This window comes from Halomonas sp. AOP22-C1-8 (genome assembly GCF_052378905.1).
Classification (GTDB): Bacteria; Pseudomonadota; Gammaproteobacteria; order Pseudomonadales; family Halomonadaceae; genus Vreelandella; species Vreelandella citrativorans.
Genome location: NZ_JBQSYD010000025.1, coordinates 42,555 through 62,082, shown reverse-complemented (window position 1 = coordinate 62,082; position 19,528 = coordinate 42,555). Strand labels below are relative to the sequence as shown.

At 54.8% G+C, this 19,528-nt stretch carries 16 protein-coding genes and 2 pseudogenes; 7 read left to right on the top strand and 11 right to left on the bottom strand.

Features of this window, described 5'->3' with window-relative positions:
• Window position 1 precedes the first annotated feature (1 nt).
• Window positions 2–298: pseudogene (locus ACT3TY_RS13685) on the top strand (transposase); the annotation flags it as partial.
• Window positions 299–361: 63 nt separating this feature from the next.
• Here the strand turns inward: ACT3TY_RS13685 and ACT3TY_RS13680 are convergent.
• From ACT3TY_RS13680 to guaB, 3 genes and pseudogenes are all read right to left on the bottom strand, one after another.
• Window positions 362–1,273: pseudogene (locus tag ACT3TY_RS13680) on the bottom strand (tyrosine-type recombinase/integrase); the annotation flags it as partial.
• A 307-nt stretch (window positions 1,274–1,580) separates the two neighbouring features.
• Complete coding sequence (guaA, locus tag ACT3TY_RS13675; protein ID WP_441677998.1) at window positions 1,581–3,158, bottom strand: glutamine-hydrolyzing GMP synthase; 1,578 nt, start codon at window positions 3,156–3,158, stop codon at window positions 1,581–1,583.
• A 94-nt stretch (window positions 3,159–3,252) separates the two neighbouring features.
• Window positions 3,253–4,722 (bottom strand): IMP dehydrogenase, encoded by a 1,470-nt coding sequence (gene guaB / locus ACT3TY_RS13670; protein ID WP_087108029.1) that lies wholly within the window; start codon window positions 4,720–4,722, stop codon window positions 3,253–3,255.
• 216 nt (window positions 4,723–4,938) lie between these two features.
• On the opposite strand from guaB, the gene ACT3TY_RS13665 reads away from it, so the two are divergent.
• The gene (locus tag ACT3TY_RS13665) at window positions 4,939–6,669 is read left to right on the top strand and encodes an SWIM zinc finger family protein (RefSeq protein WP_444622344.1); all 1,731 of its coding nucleotides are present in this window, start codon (window positions 4,939–4,941) and stop codon (window positions 6,667–6,669) included.
• Between the two features lie 106 nt (window positions 6,670–6,775).
• The gene (locus ACT3TY_RS13660) at window positions 6,776–7,528 is read left to right on the top strand and encodes a hypothetical protein (RefSeq protein WP_172118174.1); all 753 of its coding nucleotides are present in this window, start codon (window positions 6,776–6,778) and stop codon (window positions 7,526–7,528) included.
• 20 nt (window positions 7,529–7,548) lie between these two features.
• Here ACT3TY_RS13660 and ACT3TY_RS13655 read toward each other — a convergent pair whose 3' ends face one another.
• On the bottom strand, window positions 7,549–8,061 hold the full coding sequence (locus ACT3TY_RS13655; RefSeq protein WP_444622343.1) for an opioid growth factor receptor-related protein: 513 nt from the start codon (window positions 8,059–8,061) through the stop codon (window positions 7,549–7,551).
• 109 nt (window positions 8,062–8,170) lie between these two features.
• On the opposite strand from ACT3TY_RS13655, the gene xseA reads away from it, so the two are divergent.
• The gene (gene xseA / locus ACT3TY_RS13650) at window positions 8,171–9,511 is read left to right on the top strand and encodes an exodeoxyribonuclease VII large subunit (RefSeq protein WP_172118175.1); all 1,341 of its coding nucleotides are present in this window, start codon (window positions 8,171–8,173) and stop codon (window positions 9,509–9,511) included.
• A gap of 21 nt (window positions 9,512–9,532) precedes the next feature.
• Here xseA and ACT3TY_RS13645 read toward each other — a convergent pair whose 3' ends face one another.
• Window positions 9,533–10,105, bottom strand: coding sequence for a carboxymuconolactone decarboxylase family protein (locus ACT3TY_RS13645; protein ID WP_172118176.1), 573 nt, complete (start codon window positions 10,103–10,105; stop codon window positions 9,533–9,535).
• A gap of 38 nt (window positions 10,106–10,143) precedes the next feature.
• Window positions 10,144–11,469, bottom strand: coding sequence for an aspartate aminotransferase family protein (locus tag ACT3TY_RS13640; protein WP_444628595.1), 1,326 nt, complete (start codon window positions 11,467–11,469; stop codon window positions 10,144–10,146).
• A gap of 193 nt (window positions 11,470–11,662) precedes the next feature.
• On the opposite strand from ACT3TY_RS13640, the gene ACT3TY_RS13635 reads away from it, so the two are divergent.
• A complete protein-coding gene (locus ACT3TY_RS13635) occupies window positions 11,663–12,580 on the top strand; it encodes a MurR/RpiR family transcriptional regulator (protein WP_444628593.1) in 918 nt (305 codons plus the stop codon).
• Window positions 12,581–12,692: 112 nt separating this feature from the next.
• Here the strand turns inward: ACT3TY_RS13635 and ACT3TY_RS13630 are convergent, their stop codons facing one another.
• The 3 genes from ACT3TY_RS13630 to ACT3TY_RS13620 form a co-directional block, all read right to left on the bottom strand.
• A complete protein-coding gene (locus tag ACT3TY_RS13630) occupies window positions 12,693–13,865 on the bottom strand; it encodes a DUF3618 domain-containing protein (protein ID WP_444628591.1) in 1,173 nt (390 codons plus the stop codon).
• A complete protein-coding gene (locus ACT3TY_RS13625) occupies window positions 13,862–14,299 on the bottom strand; it encodes a phage holin family protein (RefSeq protein WP_444628590.1) in 438 nt (145 codons plus the stop codon). The genes ACT3TY_RS13630 and ACT3TY_RS13625 overlap by 4 nt, the downstream gene beginning before the upstream one ends.
• A gap of 93 nt (window positions 14,300–14,392) precedes the next feature.
• Window positions 14,393–15,058: a hypothetical protein gene (locus tag ACT3TY_RS13620; protein WP_444628588.1), complete on the bottom strand. Its 666-nt coding sequence runs from the start codon at window positions 15,056–15,058 to the stop codon at window positions 14,393–14,395.
• Between the two features lie 723 nt (window positions 15,059–15,781).
• Here ACT3TY_RS13620 and ACT3TY_RS13615 point away from each other — a divergent pair.
• The gene (locus ACT3TY_RS13615; RefSeq protein WP_444628586.1) at window positions 15,782–16,636 is read left to right on the top strand and encodes an SDR family oxidoreductase; all 855 of its coding nucleotides are present in this window, start codon (window positions 15,782–15,784) and stop codon (window positions 16,634–16,636) included.
• A 117-nt stretch (window positions 16,637–16,753) separates the two neighbouring features.
• On the opposite strand, the gene argA is transcribed toward ACT3TY_RS13615, so the two are convergent.
• Window positions 16,754–18,070: an amino-acid N-acetyltransferase gene (gene argA, locus ACT3TY_RS13610; RefSeq protein ID WP_172118182.1), complete on the bottom strand. Its 1,317-nt coding sequence runs from the start codon at window positions 18,068–18,070 to the stop codon at window positions 16,754–16,756.
• Here argA and ACT3TY_RS13605 point away from each other — a divergent pair.
• Window positions 18,028–18,303, top strand: coding sequence for a hypothetical protein (locus ACT3TY_RS13605; RefSeq protein WP_442353539.1), 276 nt, complete (start codon window positions 18,028–18,030; stop codon window positions 18,301–18,303). The two genes, argA and ACT3TY_RS13605, sit on opposite strands and share 43 nt — an antisense overlap.
• Here the strand turns inward: ACT3TY_RS13605 and ACT3TY_RS13600 are convergent.
• Window positions 18,259–19,524: an inorganic phosphate transporter gene (locus ACT3TY_RS13600; protein ID WP_172118183.1), complete on the bottom strand. Its 1,266-nt coding sequence runs from the start codon at window positions 19,522–19,524 to the stop codon at window positions 18,259–18,261. The two genes, ACT3TY_RS13605 and ACT3TY_RS13600, sit on opposite strands and share 45 nt — an antisense overlap.
• Window positions 19,525–19,528 lie beyond the last annotated feature (4 nt).

Here is a 19,528-nt window from a genome sequence, read left to right as displayed (position 1 = left end):
GTTGAAGAAGCTGTTACCTCCGCACAACCTATCCGTTGCTGAAGTGGCACGGCAAGAAGGTATTTCCGATGCCACCCTGTATGCTTGGCGTAAACAGGCCAAGTCGGGAGGGGCTGCGGTGCCCGGAGATCAAACATTAACCGACAACTGGTCGGCAGAAGCCAAGCTATCAGTGGTCATCGAAACAGCCACCTTTTCCGAGATTGAGCTGAGCGAGTACTGTCGTGGCAAAGGCCTCTACCCTCAACAGGTTAAGGCCTGGAAGGCCGCCTGCCTGGCGGGCCAACAAAATACCAGGGTCCTTCTGCGCAGCCTTGTACGTTAAAGCCAATACACGATTCATTGTCGCACTGCTCATTGGGGCATCGGAGTCATAACGGGAAGGAAGAATATAATCAGACCCACCGGCAAATGTCTTCAAGGCAATAAGAATGTCCATCGCCTGGCGTGACAAAAACACCAAGTGAGGCTTTCGCCGTTTCATTCTTTCTTTCGGAATCGTCCACAGCGCTTCGCTAAAGTTAATTTCACTCCAAGTCGCATTGGTTAATTCGCTTTTGCGCACCATAGTTAGCAATAGCAATTTTACCGCAGCACGAATCGAAGGCGTGGTTCCAACTTTTTCCATATAACGATACATCAAACCGATTTCAGCCGGTGTTAACGTTCGGTCTCTTGGCTCAAATCGAGCGATACTTGCGGGCCTCACCAAGTCTGCCGGGTTCTCAACTTTCTGGCCCCGTTCAATTGCCCACCGATACACCTGAAGTACAATATCACGCGTGTGTACAGCCGTTGCGGGCGCACCACGCTCTACTATCGAGTCAGTCAGTGCTCGCAGATCTTCATGGGTAATTTCTGTGAGCTTCCAGTTACCAAATTTATCTTTGAGCTCTCGGGCATAGACTGAGCGACGCATATCCCGGGTAGAATCAGCCATCTGATAACCTCGTAGCCATTTTATAGCCCAAGCACCAAAGGTTTCAGTATCTTTCGTTCTCGCCTTCGCACGGGCTTTCTCTTTGGCCGGTGACTTTCCATCAGTAACCATTCTCTTCGCTTCATTGAGACGCTCACGTGCTTCTGCTAACGTGATGCCTCCTATTCCATAGCGGCCAAAGGTAATGGTTTCTTGTCTGCCATTGATCGAGTAATTGTAGCGAAAGGAGATAGACCCCGCTTTGGTGACAGCAACATAGAGGCCATCACGATCATTGACTTTGTAAAGTTTATCTTTGGGTTTGAGATTGCGTAGCTTGGTATCAGTCAGCATGTTTCGACCTATTATTCTTGTTTGATACCATGCTGAAACACCCCTAAAAAACTAGACGTTAATCTTTATAAAACAAATAGATATAAAAAATTAATACCATGCCCCATCAAAAACACTCAGCATGGTATCGGGCGTAATCCATGGCATTACCAATGAATCATACCCATCAAAATACCACGGTCAAACCGTGCTTGGCGTTGCCAGACATTGCCAAAATTGACTAAGCTAAAAACAAAAAAAGTCCGCAATTACGCGGACTTAAGGTTGATTTAGTGCCTGTTAATGCCAGACCTTTCTTAAAGGAGGATTATTCCCACTCAATAGTAGCAGGCGGCTTACTACTCACATCATAAGTCACCCGCGACACCCCACCCAACTCATTGATAATCCGGTTGGACACCTTCTCCAACAACTCATACGGCAGGTGCGCCCAGCGGGCGGTCATGAAGTCGATGGTTTCTACTGCGCGAATGGCGATAACCCACTCGTAGCGGCGGCCGTCGCCTACTACGCCGACGGATTTAACCGGCAGGAAGACGGCGAATGCCTGGCTGGTTTTTTCGTACCAGCCGGAGGCGCGCAGCTCTTCGATGAAGATGGCGTCGGCTTCGCGGAGGATGTCGGCGTACTCTTTCTTCACTTCACCCAGAATACGCACGCCCAGGCCCGGCCCAGGGAAGGGGTGGCGGTAAACCATGTCGTAGGGCAGGCCGAGTTCCAGGCCAAGCTTGCGCACTTCGTCTTTGAACAGTTCGCGCAGCGGTTCAACCAGCTTGAGCTTCATGGTTTCTGGCAGGCCACCCACGTTGTGGTGGGATTTGATGACGTGCGCCTTGCCGGTTTTGGAGGCGGCGGATTCGATTACGTCCGGGTAGATAGTGCCCTGGGCCAGGAACTCGACGCCTTCAATCTTGCTGGCTTCTTCATCGAACACGTCGATGAAGGTGTTGCCGATGATTTTGCGCTTGGCTTCCGGGTCTTTCTCGCCTGCAAGCTTGCCCAGGAATAGGTCTTCGGCGTCTACACGGATAACCTTGACGCCCATGTGCTTGGCGAAGGTTTCCATGACCTGGTCGCCTTCCGCTTTACGTAGCAGGCCGTTATCTACGAATACGCAGGTCAGCTGGTCGCCAATCGCTTTGTGTAACAGCGCGGCGACTACGGAAGAGTCTACACCGCCGGAAAGGCCGAGCAGTACGTGGCGGTCGCCTACCTGCTCGCGTACGCGCTGTACCTGGTCTTCGATGATTTGGGCAGGCGTCCAGCGTTTTTCAGCTTTACAGATATCCAGCACGAAGTGCTCAAGAATCCGCTGACCTTGCAGGGTGTGGGTGACTTCCGGGTGGAACTGTACGCCGTAGAACTGCTTCTCTTCCCAGACCATGGCGGCAATTGGGCAGCTGGGTGTGGAAGCGGTAATGGTGAACTCGGCAGGCGCTTGGGCGACCTTGTCGCCGTGGCTCATCCACACATCCAGCAGGGCTTTGCCGGTTTCGGTGTCTACGTGATCTTTGATGTCTTTGAACAGCGCGTTTTCAGCGTCAATGCGGATTTGCGCATAGCCAAACTCGCTCTTGTTGGAGCCTTCCACCTTACCGCCCAACTGCTCGGCCATGGTCTGCATGCCGTAGCAAACGCCAAACACAGGCAGGCCCATTTCGAACACGCACTGCGGCGCACGCGGGGAATCCAGCTCGGTCACGGACTCGGGGCCGCCGGCCAGGATGATGCCGTTAGGGTTGTACTCGCGGATCTCTTCTTCGGTGATATCGAAGGCGCGAACCTCAGAAAATACGCCAATTTCGCGTACCCGGCGGGCGATCAACTGGGTGTACTGCGAGCCGAAGTCGAGAATCAGGATTTTGTGGGCGTGGATATCATTCATGGCGGTATCTCGAGTAAGCAGTGGAGGTGCTGCTGGTAAGGCCGAAAAGCAAGCGGCGGAGCAATGCCCGCCGCCGTGTTACTTAAAGCGCTGGTTAGCTCACCCGGTAGTTGGGAGCTTCTTTGGTGATCTGCACGTCGTGAACGTGGGATTCGTTAAAACCAGCACCGGTAATCTGGACAAATTCCGGCTTGGTGCGCATTTCCTGAATATCGCGGCAGCCGGTGTAGCCCATGGAGGCGCGCAGCCCGCCCATCATCTGGTGAACAATGGCGCTCATCATGCCTTTATACGGTACGCGGCCTTCGATGCCTTCGGGCACCAGCTTCTCGGCACCGGCGTCCTTATCCTGGAAGTAGCGGTCGGCGCTGCCCTGGTTCTGGGCCATGGCGCCCATGGAGCCCATGCCACGGTAGGCTTTATAAGTACGCCCCTGGAACAGCTCGACTTCGCCCGGTGCTTCTTCGGTACCGGCCAGCAGGCCACCAACCATCACCGCGCTTGCGCCAGCGGCAATTGCCTTGGCCAGGTCGCCAGAGAAGCGTACGCCACCGTCGGCAATCAACGGAATGTCATACTCTTTAAGCGCAGCGGCGACGTTGGAAACGGCGGTGATTTGCGGCACGCCCACACCGGCCACAATACGCGTGGTGCAGATGGAGCCCGGGCCGATGCCCACTTTCACACCATCAGCACCCGCTTCGGCCAATGCTTTGGCAGCGGCGCCGGTGGCAATGTTGCCGCCGATGACCTGAATATCCGGGTAGTGCTCTTTGATCCAGCTAACGCGGTCGATAACGCCTTGGGAATGGCCGTGAGCAGTATCGACAATGATAACGTCAACGCCTGCTTCCGCCAGTGCGATAACACGGTCCGGGGTTTCTGGTCCGGTGCCTACAGCGGCACCTACTAACAGGCGGCCATCGCTGTCTTTAGCGGCCATCGGGTAGGTGCGGGCTTTTTCGATATCCTGGAAGGTGACCAGGCCACGCAGGTGGAAAGCGTCATCAACAATCAGCATTTTCTCAATGCGGTGTTCGCGCATCTTGGCTTTGCTGGCTTCAAGGTCAGTGCCTTCCTTAACGGTAATCAGCCGATCACGCGGGGTCATGATATCGGCTACGCTGTCGCCTACGTTCGGCTGGAAGCGCATGTCACGCTCGGTCACGATACCCACCAGCGTTTCGCCTTCAACCACCGGGAAGCCGGAGAAACCGTTCTCTTTCGCCATGGCGAGAAGGTCTTCAAGCTTGGCCTTGGGGCTAACGGTGACCGGGTCTTTAACAATGACGCTTTCGTGCTTTTTGACCTTGCGCACTTCCGTGGCCTGCTGGGCCATGGTCATGTTCTTGTGGATGATGCCGATGCCGCCTTCCTGAGCCATCGCAATCGCCAGACGCGCTTCGGTCACGGTGTCCATCGCAGCAGAAACGAGCGGGATATTAAGCGAGAGATTACGGGTCAGGCGAGTTTTGAGACTGACATCCTTGGGGAGGATATCGGAGAAGCCAGGAACGAGAAGTACGTCATCGAACGTAAGCGCTTCTTGGGCCATACGTAGCATAGCGGCAACACCCAATTTGATGTGGGAAGAAGGGGCGTGAAAAGTTAATCCCCCATTATAGCGTTTTGAGGGGTTCCCCAGCAATGCTACTGCCCCTATTCAACGTCACTACTCCTGCTTGGCTCACTGCTAGCGCATACTCTGTGACGGCTATTACCCTGCAGTTAATGTTAACCTATACGTCATTTAGCTCTATAGAAATGTCGGGTGGCGACAATGGATGAGACGTTAATTTCAGACTCACAGTTGGTTATGTTGGCGGGTGATGCGGCTTTTTCCCGAGGGGTTCAATATTACCAACAGGGCATGGTGATCCATTGGGATAAAAGCGGTTCCACCATTAGCGCTGACGTCGAGGGCAGCGAGCTTTACCATGTGACATTGACGTTAACCAAGCAAGGTTTGAGCGGAGGTTGTAATTGCCCTGCCTCCGAAGGCATTGATTTCTGCAAGCACTGCGTGGCCGTTGCGCTAGCGTTCCGCGCAGAGCAAGCCAAGCAAGCACAACGGGTAGAAGGCGACACTTCAGATCGCATTCACGCTTACGTTGAGTCGTTAGACAAACCCTCGCTGGTCGAGGCTCTGTTATCGCTTATTGAAAATGACCCTGTGCTGTACCAACAGTGGTCGTTGAAGGCGGATGCAGCACTTGGCGTGCTGGATCATAAAGCGCTGAAAAAACGCATCACCGCTGCGTTTCCCATCAATCGTGGGTTGTTCCGCTATTCTCAAGTGAGCCACTATTTCAGTAAGGCAGAAGCCGTTATTGAACAGTTGGCCGAACAAGTGCCGCAACTCCCCTCAGTAAAAAGCCTGGCACTGGTGGACTACGCACTCGCGCGCATGGATAAAGCGCTGGAAACCATTGATGACTCCGGCGGCTTCCGTTTCCACTGCGAACACCTCTTGCACACCTTGCATATTAAGACCGTAAAGCGGCTCGATTGGCCTGCCGACAAACTAGCAGACTACCTCTATGAAAAATCATTTGGCGGGGAAGAGGATCGCTACCCACCCATTCCTGATGCCTATTTGGATGTGCTGAACCAAGCGAGCCAAAATGCCTATCATGAGCGCCTGCAACAAGCCTTGGATGAACTGCCGAACCAAACAGCCACCATGGAATGGGATGATCGCTACCGATTGACTCGCCTGCGCGAGCCGTTACTCAAACGTGCGCAAGCCGCCGGTGACCTGCCCGCAATACTGGCGCTGTATCAGAAAACCATCAGCGATGAGAAGGACTGCCTAGAGGCTGCTGAGCTGTGTATAGCGTATGAAGCTTGGGACCAAGTGGCAGCGTGGCTAACGTATGCTGCTGAGTGCGAGGCAAAAAACAACCATCGCTGGCAGCTTGAACGCAACCGGCTTGAGATACGCCTAAAGCTGCATCGCGGCGAAGCAGACGCGGCGGCAGAGCAACAGTGGGGGATCTATCAGCATACCCAGCAGTTGGAAGATTACCGGCAGCTAGTAACGCTAATAGAAGCACATCAGCTAGCCACCGATTATCGCCAACAGGCCTGTGACTGGTTATTAAAATGCATCACCCAACCGTCGGAGAAGATGCCTTTCTACCAAGTACAACGGGCAAAAGACAGCTTATTGGAAATTTACTTGCACGAGGGTCGTTTGGACGATGCCCAAGCATTGTGCGCTGAGCATAAAGTATCAGCGCATTTGCTGTACCAATTAGCCAAAGCCCTGCCCTCTCCCGATGCCCAGATACCGCTCTACCTGCGGCTGGTACGGCTATATGTAGAACAAACCAATAAGCAGGGCTATCGCCAAGGCATCGCATTACTGAAAGAGCTGAAAAAGAGCCTGCAAACGCCAGCTCAATACAGCGCTTTCGCGCACATGCTGACACAGCTACATAGCGAATTTAAAGCCAAACGGAACTTTATTAAGTGGTTGAATGAAGCCTTTCCAGACATCCTCAAATAAGAGGTAGCCGTCAGCCAACTCAACCAGCGCGCCAAACAGACCCTTGAGCGAATAATATGGCTACAAGGTGTATCATGCTGTTTATTATTAATAAAAGGTAATAACAATGGCAGACCAACCCAAGCAGCTCTACTACAGCAATCCGGATAACATCACGGGGGCACGTGTTTCGCGCGATATGATGGTGATATTATGCAGTGCGTTGGGGGAAGCGCTTGACGATCCAGATACGCGTCATTTCATTCGCAATACACGTATTCCCAATGAGCGGGAACTCTACGGTACCTTTATCAAGGCGCTGCTCAGTGATGGCTTTAATAGCCAGATCGGCCACATTGCCACTGAAGTACAGGTATCTCGTCAGACAGATGACGCCAGCGGCAAAGGCCGAGTGGATATCATTTTCGACTATCGCAGCACCAGTTTCCTCGTCGAACTGAAAGTCATTCGTGCTTCTGTGAATGGTCGTCAACCTGGTGAAGAGTACACAACAACTACACAGCGACTCGTTCGCCCGTGGCAAAAAGCCGTCAATCAGCTCATCGAGCTTGATGAAACAAGCCTGGGAAAAGCACTAAAGAAGAAGGTTATCAAGCTCCCTATCGCCCTCTACCTGCATGTAGATAACAGACAGAAGGGCAACATGGAGCAATGGGAAGCACTCAGCGCTGCAACACACGAAAGGATCGTATCTCAGCTAGATACCGACGTGGATAGTGATGACCCCGCGAGCCACCACTTCAGCTACTTCCAGCCACTGACAGACCCAGTGACCACATCACGCCGAAGAGGCTGTCTCGTTGAAGGAACGCCAGACGTAAGGCTTTACGGCTTTTCTATTATTGCGGCATGCCAGTAACAATAACCGAATAATACAGGCTACTCCTTATGTGCCTCGCTCCAATACTGGATCGAGGCATTCGAGACGATGCCCTGCTCGGTACCAATGTGTATGACGGCTTGCTGAAGAGCCAGCGCCAGATCGCACTGGTGGCAAAGTGCCAAAGAACGAATCATCCGCGAGATGCGCAGGTGATTATGCCCACCCGCTTTGAGCCAAACATGATCACGGATATTGAGGCTCGGTTGGGCGGTAATGGTGAGCCCATCCCGCACTAAACCCAAAAAACGTAACATCACATCCAACGACACGCGCTGCTGCTCGCGTAACGCACTCTCGTCGTGAAATACTTCACGCTCGACATCAGTCAGTCGCGGGGCAAAACCGTTAAAACGACCAGCTTCAGGAATGGGAAAAAGCCATTGAATATAATCATGGCTGTGCTCCAACCAAAAGTGCGACAAGGCCCAAATGGCATTGATATAGCGCCCTTTATGATCTGGTGCCTCGCTACGGTAAAAAGCGATCAGCGGTGTAAGCTGGTGACTCATAGCATTTCCTCGTGATTCCCTCGGTAATACAATGATACCTTGAAGTAGCGACACCACTTTACTCGACTAGCCGTCAAGATTCCTGGGTTCCCTAAAGCAAGGGATAGCAATGAACGCACCAACGCCCACTGCACTCTCCGTCAGCCAACTCAACCAACGCGCCAAGCAAACCCTTGAACGCGATGTGGGCGAGGTGTGGGTGGAAGGTGAGCTTTCTAATGTTTCGCGCCCGGCGTCCGGGCATATCTACTTTACGCTTAAAGATGACCGCGCCCAGGTGCGCTGCGCGCTATTTCGTCAGCGGGCGCGTTTTGTATCGGCGCCGATGCGCGATGGTGACCAGGTAAAACTGCGCGGGCGGGTGTCGCTGTTTGAGCCACGCGGTGACTACCAACTGATTGCCGAAGCCGTGCAGGCGGCGGGGCTTGGCGAGCTACTGGCCGCCTTTGAGCGCCTCAAAGCCCAGTTGGATGCCGAAGGCGTGTTTGCCAATACGCGTCCCCTGCCCTTTCCGCCGCGCAAAATTCTGATTTTAAGCTCAGCTACCGGCGCGGCCATTCGCGATGTACTGGCCGTTTTAGCGGCGCGCTGGCCCTTGGCAGATGTAACGCTAATCCCGGTACCGGTGCAGGGTGTGGAAGCGGCACCGGCAATGATCGCAGCGCTTGGGCTACTCAACCGTCAGGCACGGTTAGACCCTGAGCGCGATGTGGTGTTAATCACCCGGGGCGGCGGCAGCCTGGAAGATTTGTGGGCGTTTAACAACGAGCACCTGGCACGGGCGATTTTTCATTCACGCCTGCCAGTGATGTCGGCGGTAGGCCATGAGGTGGATGTCACGCTTGCCGATTTTGCCGCCGATGTTCGCGCCCCGACCCCTTCCGCTGCCGCCGAGCGCCTGGTGCCGGACCAACACGCCTTGAAGCGCCAGCTAGTTGATCAACAACACCGCCTGCACCGCGCCATGCAGCGCCGGTTGGAGCGCGACAGCCAGCAGTTGGATAGCCTGCGCGCACGGCTTCGCCATCCCGGCGAGCAGCTAAACCGCCAGCGCCAGCACGTGGCGACCCTTGCCCAGCGTTTAAATCGCGCTATGCAGCAAACGCTTACTCAGCAGCAGGCAAGCGTAACGCAGTTGGGCAAGCGCTTGGCGAGCCAGGACATGGCGCGTTTGCACCGCGCAGAAAGCGAACGGGTGGGTCAATTGCACCGCCGTATGGAAAACGCCATGCAGCGCCAGCTTCAACGTCAGCAGGCGCGTTTAACCAGCGCCGCACGGGAGCTTAATGCGATTAGCCCGCTGGCCGTACTGGGCCGGGGCTATGCGATTGCCCAGGATGAAAAGGGCCAGGTCGTGCGCCGCGCCGAGGAGACTAAACCCGGCCAGAAGCTCTCGCTGCGCCTGGGTGAAGGCAGGCTGAGTGTCGAGGTAAAACGGCGCTTCAAGTAAACAGCTAGAAACCTTCGTTGGTTACGCGGAAGGTGGTGTTAGCGAAAACAGCCCTGGATTCAACCGCGCCTCTTCTTGAATACCCTCATCAATCGGCGTGTCGTAGGTCTTGAGCAAATACCCCAGCACCGAATAGAAGCCGACCATGGCCATCAGGTCGATCACGGCTTCACGCCCAATCGCCTCGGCCAATGTTTCTTCCTGATCGCTTGCCAGCATTCGCTTGTCGAGTAGCGCATCTACCGCGTTAACAATCAGGCCATCAACGCCGTTAATTGATTCAGGCACGCCACGAATAGCGTTTATTCTCGCATCAGAAAATCCTAGCGCCAGCGCACGGCTGACATGGTGGGCCCACTCATAGGCCGACCCCAGGCGGAAACCGGCGCGTAGAATCACCACTTCGGTTAACTCGGGCCCCAAGGCATTGTTCTTCACCACGTGCTGCCGCAACGGCGCCCAAGCGTTTAGCAGGGCCGGATGATGTGCCATGGTGCGGTAGACGTTCATCGCGCCTGCAAAACCTTCACGTAACTCTGTAAACGCTTCAGGCCAATCGGCGTCGCTCATCGGCGGGCAGGGGGACTGCTTCATGGTGTATTTCCTCTTGTGTTATTTGGCTCTCGCGCCCGTTATTCGGCTATTGCGGCGTCAATCGCTTGAGTGATCCGCTCAATGAGGAGATCAATCTCGTCTGCATTAATCGTATACGGCGGCGCGAGCAGCACGTGATCGCCATACACGCCATCAATCGTACCGCCCATGGGATAGCTGATCAGGCCCCGGGCCATGGCCTGGCGCTTGATCCTGGCGTGAATCTTTCGAGCGGGATCAAACGGCGTCTTTAGCTCGCGGTCGGCCACCAACTCGATGCCACGAAACAGCCCCCTTCCCCGAATATCGCCCACGTAAGGTGATGCGCCAAGCGCTGCTTCAAGGCCGCTTTGCAAGCGCGCGCCCATGGCGTTTACATTCGCCAGTGTTTCAGGCCGCGCGATGATCTCGACAACCTTGTTCGCCGCAGCCGCCGCGACCGGGTGACCAAGATACGTATGCCCATGCTGGAAAAGCCCAGAGCCGTTGGCGAAGCTCTCATAAATAGCGGAGGACAACAGCACGGCCCCAATCGGCTGGTAGCCGCCGCCCAGGCCTTTGGCCACGGTGAGAATATCGGGCGTTATACCGTCCTGTTCACAGGCAAACAGGGTGCCTGTGCGCCCCATGCCGCACATGACTTCATCGAGAATCAGCAGTACGCCATGCTGGTCGCAGATTTTACGCACTCGCTTGAAGTAATCGGCCTCAGCGGCCACCGCGCCAAGGGTCGCCCCCACCACCGGTTCGGCCACAAACGCCATGACGCTTTCAGGGCCCAGCTCAAGAATTTTGGCCTCAAGCTCATCGGCAAGCCTTGCGGCGTACGCCTCAAAAGATTCGTCGCTTGCCTTGTCACGGTAGGCGTAGCAGGGCGAAACGTGGTGCGTTTGAGGCAGAAGCGGCTGAAACTGCTGCCTACGCATGGCATTGCCGCCGGTGGCAAGCGCGCCCAGGGTATTGCCATGATAGCTCTGGCGCCGGGCAATAATGTGCCGCCGCTCTGGCCTACCGGTTTCAACAAAATACTGGCGGGCCATTTTTAACGCGGCCTCTACCGCCTCTGAACCACCGGATACCAGATAGACATAATCCAGCCCGTCTGGCGCCAGGTTCACCAGTTGCTCGGCCAGCTCCTCGGCAGCATCCGTGGTGAAAAATCCGGTATGGGCGTAGCAGAGGTTATCAATCTGGGCGCGCATGGCCTCCAGCACTTCCGGATGGCCGTGCCCCACACTCGTCACCGCCGCCCCACCCGAACCATCCAGGTAGCGGCGGCCTTCGGTATCAGTGATATAAACGCCCTGCGCTGACACCGCTTTCGGTAACGCCTGACCAATACTGCGGTGAAGAATACGCGTCATAGCCCTTTCCTCTTCAGATGACCATCAACCACCCTATTTAGAATAAGAGTGACACGACCGAGGGCGCCAATGCAACATGCCAATCTTTAATTGAATATTTAAAACAAATGGATCATTATTTTATCGAAAAGCGCCCTTACCCTCGTGCGCAATCATCTAAAGCCCTTGGGCGTATTCAAGAGGCAGCTCTGCTATGTCAAAAAGCCCTAAATCAAAAAGCTCTGTATCGCAGAGCGATCCGTTAAGAGAGCAGATCATTGCGCAGTTCGATGGTATGTCCGCCCAACTGCAACAGGCCGCGCGCTACCTACTTGAGCATCCGGAAGAAGTGGCCTTGGTGTCCATGCGCGAACTGGCGCGCTTGGCGGCGGTTCAACCGGCGACCATGACACGGCTTGCCAAGGTCCTGGGCTTTCAGGGCTATAACGAAATTCGCGCCCACTATGCACAAACAGTGCGTCAGCGAAACGATGGCTTTGCGGCCAAGGTGCGCCAACGTGATGGTCAGGCGGTAAGCGCGCCAGGCAGTGATATTGCGCATCACATGCTGCACGGGTTGAGCGCCCAGATAGCCGCGCTTTGCGAGCCTGAGCCACTGCAGCGCTTGACCGCCATGGCCGAAAGGCTCGCGGCAGCCAAAAAAATCTATGTGTTGGGGTTACGTTCAAGCCATGCGGTGGCCTGGCATTTTCATTACGTTATGTCGCTGTTGGGCGAGCGCTCGGTTCATCTTGATGGGCCTGCTGGCACAGGCGGCGATGCCCTGATTCGTGCAAAACCGGATGAGGTGCTGCTGACCATATCCATCAACCCCTACGCGCGCGATACACTAACGCTTGCGCAGCTAGCAAAAGACAAGGGCTTGGCGGTTCTCTCGATCACCGATAGCGAGGTATCACCGCTGGTGAGTATTTCCGAGCATACGGTTTACTGCGCCACTGAGAGCTACAGCTTCTTTCATACTCTGGCCCCAGCCCTAGCCGTTTCGGAAGTGCTCTGCACGCTGCTGGCCGAGCGTGACCGCCCTGCCACGCTAGAAGCACTGCAGGACGCCGATGACCACCTTGCGCATCTTAATACCTACTCGAATGCGCTCCCCCGGCGAGAGTGAACGCTACCGCTTTGGTTGGCTTCGGGCGCAACAAGCATTAATGCTGCCCATAAAAAAGTGCCCAGCCAAGGCCGGGCACTGCGCGACAAGATAAGAGCGTCTGCTTGCCTGATTAACGCCTGGGTGGCGTCAAGGTGTCGTTGCCTTGCGTATTACCGGAGGGCGCACTGGAGCCTGCAAGGCCGGGTTCGGTGACTCCCTTGGCCGTATTCGGCGTGGCGCCCGTGGTGCTTGCGCTAATGCTTGAAGCCGAACCATGGCCTGTGGGGCTGCTGCTTGATGACATGCCCGGCGTTGCATAAGACGCTGAAGGCTGGCCGGACGTTGAATGCGTGTGGTCAGAATGCGCGTCTTCTTTCATGTGCTCGGCTTTTTCATGAATCTTTTGCTGGGCTTTATCCACCTGCTCGTGGCCCGCTTCGGATGCCTTGTGCAAGGCGCGGTCACGGTATTCGCCCATGTATTCATCCTCTTTACGCGTCGTGGGGAACAGCCCCGCTAACGCAGCACCCAGCGCAAACCCTAGCGCACCGACAACCAGCGGGTGCTCCTGAATAAACTCAGAGGATTGACTGCCCGCGTGGCGAGCGCGATCCGACATGTTGTGCAGGTGATCCCGCGTGCCGTGCTGAAGGTGGGATGTGGTGTCTCGCATACTGCCTCCCATGTGCTGTGCCTTTTCGCCAAGATGATGTGCTTTGTCGCCAAGCTGGTGAGCAGTATCTCTGGCCTTTTGGCTAATATGATGAGCCTTGTCTTTCGCGCCCTCTTTCATGCTGCTCATACGGCCTTTGCTACTGCCATGCTGTGCTGGATTACCGGCAACGTAGCCTGGCGTACCGCTATAGATAGGCGTTCCATCATCGGTATGCGTGCCCTCATGAACCGGCACTCCCGGCGAGCCGTGAGAACCGCTCACCGCATGTTCATCGGCATAGCGGTGCGAAGATGCATGCTGATGGCGCCGTTCATGGTTCGGGTGACGCTGGGAAAGCATCAACCAACCAAGACCGGCAGTGGTCATCAAAAACGGTAGCGGGTGCTGCTTGATTGTTGCGCCCAGGTTGGATGCAAACTCGTTAGCACCGCCATGACGAATATAATCATAAGAGCTGTTTAACAGCTGTTGAGGAGAGAAGCGCTCCTCAATTTCATGCAGCGTGGCGTCAAGGCGTTCACGTGAGCGATGAATGTCCTTTTCAATCTCTTCAGTGCTGCGATGGTCATGGTGGTCGCGCTGGTTATGGATATCGCTGTGGCTGTCGTTATGGCTGTGATCGCTCATTTCAACTCCTCCTTGACGTTATGCCTATGCTCTTTGGCGAGCTCCCTGTCGGCCTGTAGGCTATGCAACGTACGATCAGGCACCAGGTTGCGCGCCTGAAGTTTGGCAAGCCCACTTTTAAGCATCACAATGCCAATTACCGATACCACCACGCCTACGATAATGGCAGAGAGCCAAGGCGTCATATCAGGAGGAAGCACCTCATTGAGCATAAAGACAAGGGCGGCAAGCAGCGTGAGAAAGCCGCCTAAAAGCACCGCGCCTGCGACCGCAATGGCCGCTAAGGTGATCATAGCCTGATGCGTTTTTTCCGACACCTCTGCCTTGGCAAGCTCGGTTTCGTTGCGCACTAACGACGTTATTTCCTGCATCACCGTCGATAAAAGCGAGCCGACCGACGCGCCTTGTGGGGGCGTATTGTGATCTGAATCCATTCATAACCTCTCTTGCCCTTGATTAAGGGCGTTCAACTCAATCTTTTAAACCTGGCGACAGGCTGATCCACAGCTGGCGGCTACACAGGCCAGCTACAGCCGACCGGAGCCACCGGGCTGATTGGTTGAACCTGGCCTAGCAGTAGTGGTATCAGCCGTGCCGCCGGGCGTTGCCGTAGGCGCTGAGCGTTGCTGTGTGGGGTCCGAGGCACGCGAAGATGCCCCACCCATCACGCCACCTTCCGGGTTCTCAGGCGTAGGAGACTCATGGCTTGAATAAGCACCCGATGACGGATGAGCATAACTACTTGGGCCGTTTGAATAACGGTTTGAACCGCCAGATGAGTGCGAATGCTTGCCTGAGCTACGCAAGAAGCGTGTCACCAAAAAACCAGCCGCAATTGCCCCGCCAAAGAACAAGGCAGGCTCACGCTCGCTGAAGCTTTTCGCTTCCTGGCAGATGCTGTTTAAGTCCTTGTTGCGTAGCTTGTCTGAAAAACGATCAGCTGTATCGGCAAACTTTCTCGCCTGTTGTGAGAAGTACGGCTGATCTTGATGATCAAACTCATCAGCCATCTTACGAAAAGCGCTGGTAAATTTTTGCGACTGCTCGGTGGCGGTATCACGCTGCTGATTGTAAAAGCTTTCAGCCTGATGCTGAGCCGCTTCACCTACGTCATGTGCCGCGTCGCGCCCTTGCTGTTTGAGCGAGTCGGTATTTGAAGAACCTGGGTCAGCCTGTTTTCCATAATCATTCATTTGTTACTTCCTCCTTGTCGTTTCACGCGTTAACGTACTTGTTAACCAGCACGTACTAACAAACACTTATTAACAAGCAGTTAACAAACAGTGGCTTGAAACAAAACGAACTGAACCGCTAATCAATTAAACACACGCACTAGATAACGAGCTCACCACCTAAATAGTCGTTTAATATAAATCGGCTTTTTTACTATAGTTACCCAATACTCCCTGTCAATTTATAACCTTGAGCACACCCTTACGGCACCACTATTTAACCAATATCAAAAAACATTTAATTAAAAGCAAAAACCAGCCTTTAACAAACATCAACCAATCCGCCTTGACCTCCCGCCACTGCTGCCTTTACTCACATCCAGCAGGGATAAATAGCGGCATCCTCTCAAGCTGATGACCTTTGTTCATCAGGGTCTAAAACACCTAATCCATCCTTTAAATATCTACTTAAATAAACATCAAACCTCAACAAACGCATTACATGGTTGATAAAAAAGATTAAAAGGACAAACAACTCATCTATACCAGCTCAAGCCTATAAAAACCCTTCATCCATTAACCTCGAACTTTATAATAATTCAATCTTTTATAAATCAAACGTTACGGTAATACTTGAATTGGCTCTTGATAAAACCTTGCGCTAGTGTAAGTAACGCAGGAATACGATTAGGCCACGGCTTTTCGTAGAGGAAGGATTAACGTCCCAACAAGGAGTCACTGCACATGAGCGATCAGAAACAGCCGCCTCAGCACCAGAATAAACAGCCCGGTGATGAGCATGAGATGCGTCCGGAACCTGAATTTATTCGTGATAGCTATAAAGGCACCGATAAGCTTGTTGATAAGGTAGCGATTATTACCGGCGGTGATAGCGGTATTGGGCGCGCGGTAGCGGTACATTACGCCCGTGAAGGCGCCGATAGCGTGATTGTTCACCTTAAAGAGCCTAAAGATGCCGAAGATACGCAAGCTCTGGTGGAAGCGGAAGGTCGCCGCTGCCTGGTATTACAGGGCGATGTAGCTGACCCCGCCTTTTGTCGTGACATCGTTAAAAAAACGCTAGACCACTTCGGCAAGCTTAATATTCTGGTCAACAATGCAGCCGAACAGTACGACTGGAGCGATCTGACCGAGATCCCCGATGATCAGATAACACGCACCTTTCAGACCAATCTGTTTAGCCATTTCTACCTTTCCAAGGCGGCGTTACCTCATCTGGAGGAAGGCGATACCATTATTGCCACCTCCTCCATTAATGCCTTTAAAGGCAACAACACGCTGATCGATTACAGCGCCACTAAAGGGGCCATCCAGGGGTTAATGCGCTCGCTTGCCATGTCGCTGGTCGGTCGCGGCATTCGGGTGAATGCTGTTGCCCCAGGCCCGGTATGGACACCGCTGATCCCCGCAAGCTTTGACGATGAGAAAGTCGCCGAGTTTGGCGGGCAAGTACCCATGAATCGCGCCGGGCAACCGAGCGAAATGGGGCCTGCCTATGTGTACCTGGCAAGTGAAGAGTCTTCGTACATGACGGGGCAGACGATCCACCTGAACGGTGGGGTTATTTTAAATACGTAAGCCCGGCATTTGAATTAAATGCCGGGGGAGAGCTGGGGCGGCTTCGCCGCCCTTTCGCGGGTGCCTCGCTTCGCTCGTTACCACGCGCTACTTTTATCCTGCACTCCTAACGCTTGGCTAGCCTGTTAGTGTCTTTACCAACACCTTGGATTTACGTGCGTGGTTATAAGCTTCGCGCCTCAAGGGCGGCAAATCATCCAGGCTGGCCGTTTGGAAGCCGTGCTCCACAAACCAGTGGGCCGTGTGGGTGGTTAATACAAATATTTCGCTAACACCGCGTTGGCGTGCGCGGCGCTCCAGCGCTTCCATTAAGCGCTCACCGCGTTCGCCCCCGCGGTAGTTACCGTGCACAGCCACGCAGGCCAACTCGGCAACCGTGGTGTTAGGGAACACGTGCAGCGCGGCGCAGCCAATCACCATGCCATCGCGCTCGATAACCATATAGTCATCAATTTCATGCTCCAAACGCTCACGCGAGCGCGCCACTAGCATGCCGCGGCGCTCCAGCGGTTCAAGCAACTCCAGAAGCCCTGCTATATCGTTGAGCTTAGCCGGGCGTAGTTGCTCATAGCGGTGCTGGGTAATCATGGTGCCCACGCCGTCGCGGGTAAAAAGCTCACCCAGCAGCGCATCGTGATTGCGCCACGACAACAGGTGGGTGCGGGCCACCCCCTCTCGTGCAGCGTTACACGCAGCTTGAAGGTGGCGGGCAAGCTCGCTGCCGGGCAGCGCGCTCTCAAGCCGGGGCTCAGCATCGGCAGGCGTTAGCTGGCGCAGTAAGGCGCCCCCTTCATCCTGTAAGCCTTCTGATTCGCCCAGCAGGATCAACTTGTCGGCCTTAAGCGCTACGGCGGCATGCTGGGCCACTTCCGCGGCGTCAAGGTCGAACACTTCGCCGGTGCTTGAGAAACCCAGCGGCGGCAGGAGCACCAGCGAGCCCTTGTCGAGCAGCCCTTCAATGGCGCCAGCCCGAACGCGGCGTACTTCGCCGCTATGATCAAAGTCCACCCCTTCCCGAACGCCCAAGGGCTTGGCGGTGACCAGGTTCCCGGAAATCACGCTAAGCTCTACACCGTGAAGCGGCGTGCTGGGCAGGCCAAGCGATAACCGTGCTTCAAGCCAAAGCCGCTGGTGGGCAGCGACCTGCTCTACATGGGTCATTACGGCGCGGTCGGCCACCCAGCGTCCGTTAATGCGCATGGGTTCAACACCGGCCTGGCCAAGCGCTTCCTGCACTTGCGGGCGGGTGCCAAATACCACCACCAAGCGCACGCCCAAGGTATGCAGCAGGGCTAAATCCTGGATCAATTGCTCCCCACGGCCAGACGCCATGGCTTCTCCTTCAATCAAGATGACGAAGGTTCGCCCCCGGTGCGCATTAATGTAGGGGGATGCGTTACGAAACCAATCAACAAAGGGGAAATGCTTATCCAAGGGCCGCTCTCCGGCAGCAGGTGAAAGAAAAAACGACGTTTACAACACTACTCGCGCTACTTTACCAGAGCGCAAAAAACAGCGGCACCTTCTATTGCAAATCGGCTAGCGCAAATCTGCATGAAGGTGCCGCTGATCTTGAGGCTTTTCGTGCGGGCGTGCGCCGGGTGGCGCCGCCTGTTACACCGTTAGCCGAACATGCCTTTAAACATAAAGAAGAACACAATCGCTAAGCCTGCACCGGCGGGCAGGGTAATCAACCACGAGACAACAATGGTGCCAATAACGCGCAGGTTAAGTGCCGCCATACCGCGCGCCAGCCCGACACCCAACACCGCGCCGACCAGCGTATGGGTCGTTGAAATTGGCAGGCCCGTGCCCGAGGCAACGACGACGGTACTCGCCGCGGCAAGCGTTGCGGCAAAGCCACGGCTAGGAGTGAGCTCGGTGATCCCGGTGCCCACGGTCGCAATTACTCGACGCCCATACGTCACCAGACCAACGACGATACCCGCGCCGCCCAATATCAGCACCCACCAGGGCACTAACGCCGCGCTATCAATCATACCTTCGCTGCGCACGACACTTATGACGGCGGCCAGCGGCCCCACCGCATTGGCGACATCGTTGGAACCGTGAGCAAAGGCCATGGCACACGCGGTAAAGATCATCAGCACGCCGAAAACACGCTCAACATTGGCATAGCCAAAGTGGTCATTGGCGTTCTTGGTGTACTTGATACGCCGCTGCATCACTATGCCAAGGCCCATGATCAGCACACCAATCAGAATCGAAAGCAGCAGGCTTTCGCTGAAGCTAAGATGCAGACCAACATGGGAAAGGCCTTTGGTCAGCGTCACCATGGCAACAATAAAGCCGACCAAAAATATATAGCCCGGCACATAGCGCTTGGCCGCCGCTAACGGATCTGAACTCTCGAAAATCAAGTGGTGTACCGACTTAAACAGCATATAGCCGATGGTACCGGCAATCAGCGGAGAAATAGCCCAACTAGAGGCAATCTGGCCGACCTTGTCCCAAGCCACCGCATCAACGCCTAACCCTACCGCCGCGAAACCGACGATGGCACCAACAATGGAGTGTGTGGTCGACACCGGCCAGCCACGGGCAGAAGCGACCATCAGCCAAATACCTGCCGCCAACAGCGCTGACAGCATGCCGTAAACCAAAAACTGTGGGTTGGCTTCAAGCAGGTTGGGATCAATGATGCCGCCACGAATGGTGGCGGTAACCTCACCACCGGCAAGCCAGGCACCTAAAAATTCGAAAATAACAGCAATGATGATGGCTTGCTTGATGGTGATCGCTTTCGACCCCACCGACGTTCCCATGGCGTTGGCAACATCGTTTGCGCCGACGCCCCACGCCATGAAAAAGCCAAATAAACAGGCCAGAATAATAAATATCTCGCCGTACTGGGCAATAATTTGCATTGGT

Excerpts from the sequence above, each read along its gene's own strand:
- guaA (WP_441677998.1), bottom strand. The coding sequence starts at position 3,158 with ATGAATGATATCCACGCCCACAAAATCCTGATTCTCGACTTCGGCTCG.
- guaB (WP_087108029.1), bottom strand. The coding sequence starts at position 4,722 with ATGCTACGTATGGCCCAAGAAGCGCTTACGTTCGATGACGTACTTCTC.
- ACT3TY_RS13665 (WP_444622344.1), top strand. The coding sequence starts at position 4,939 with ATGGATGAGACGTTAATTTCAGACTCACAGTTGGTTATGTTGGCGGGT.
- ACT3TY_RS13660 (WP_172118174.1), top strand. The coding sequence starts at position 6,776 with ATGGCAGACCAACCCAAGCAGCTCTACTACAGCAATCCGGATAACATC.
- ACT3TY_RS13655 (WP_444622343.1), bottom strand. The coding sequence starts at position 8,061 with ATGAGTCACCAGCTTACACCGCTGATCGCTTTTTACCGTAGCGAGGCA.
- xseA (WP_172118175.1), top strand. The coding sequence starts at position 8,171 with ATGAACGCACCAACGCCCACTGCACTCTCCGTCAGCCAACTCAACCAA.
- ACT3TY_RS13645 (WP_172118176.1), bottom strand. The coding sequence starts at position 10,105 with ATGAAGCAGTCCCCCTGCCCGCCGATGAGCGACGCCGATTGGCCTGAA.
- ACT3TY_RS13640 (WP_444628595.1), bottom strand. The coding sequence starts at position 11,469 with ATGACGCGTATTCTTCACCGCAGTATTGGTCAGGCGTTACCGAAAGCG.
- ACT3TY_RS13635 (WP_444628593.1), top strand. The coding sequence starts at position 11,663 with ATGTCAAAAAGCCCTAAATCAAAAAGCTCTGTATCGCAGAGCGATCCG.
- ACT3TY_RS13630 (WP_444628591.1), bottom strand. The coding sequence starts at position 13,865 with ATGAGCGATCACAGCCATAACGACAGCCACAGCGATATCCATAACCAG.
- ACT3TY_RS13625 (WP_444628590.1), bottom strand. The coding sequence starts at position 14,299 with ATGGATTCAGATCACAATACGCCCCCACAAGGCGCGTCGGTCGGCTCG.
- ACT3TY_RS13620 (WP_444628588.1), bottom strand. The coding sequence starts at position 15,058 with ATGAATGATTATGGAAAACAGGCTGACCCAGGTTCTTCAAATACCGAC.
- ACT3TY_RS13615 (WP_444628586.1), top strand. The coding sequence starts at position 15,782 with ATGAGCGATCAGAAACAGCCGCCTCAGCACCAGAATAAACAGCCCGGT.
- ACT3TY_RS13605 (WP_442353539.1), top strand. The coding sequence starts at position 18,028 with ATGCGTTACGAAACCAATCAACAAAGGGGAAATGCTTATCCAAGGGCC.
- ACT3TY_RS13600 (WP_172118183.1), bottom strand. The coding sequence starts at position 19,524 with ATGCAAATTATTGCCCAGTACGGCGAGATATTTATTATTCTGGCCTGT.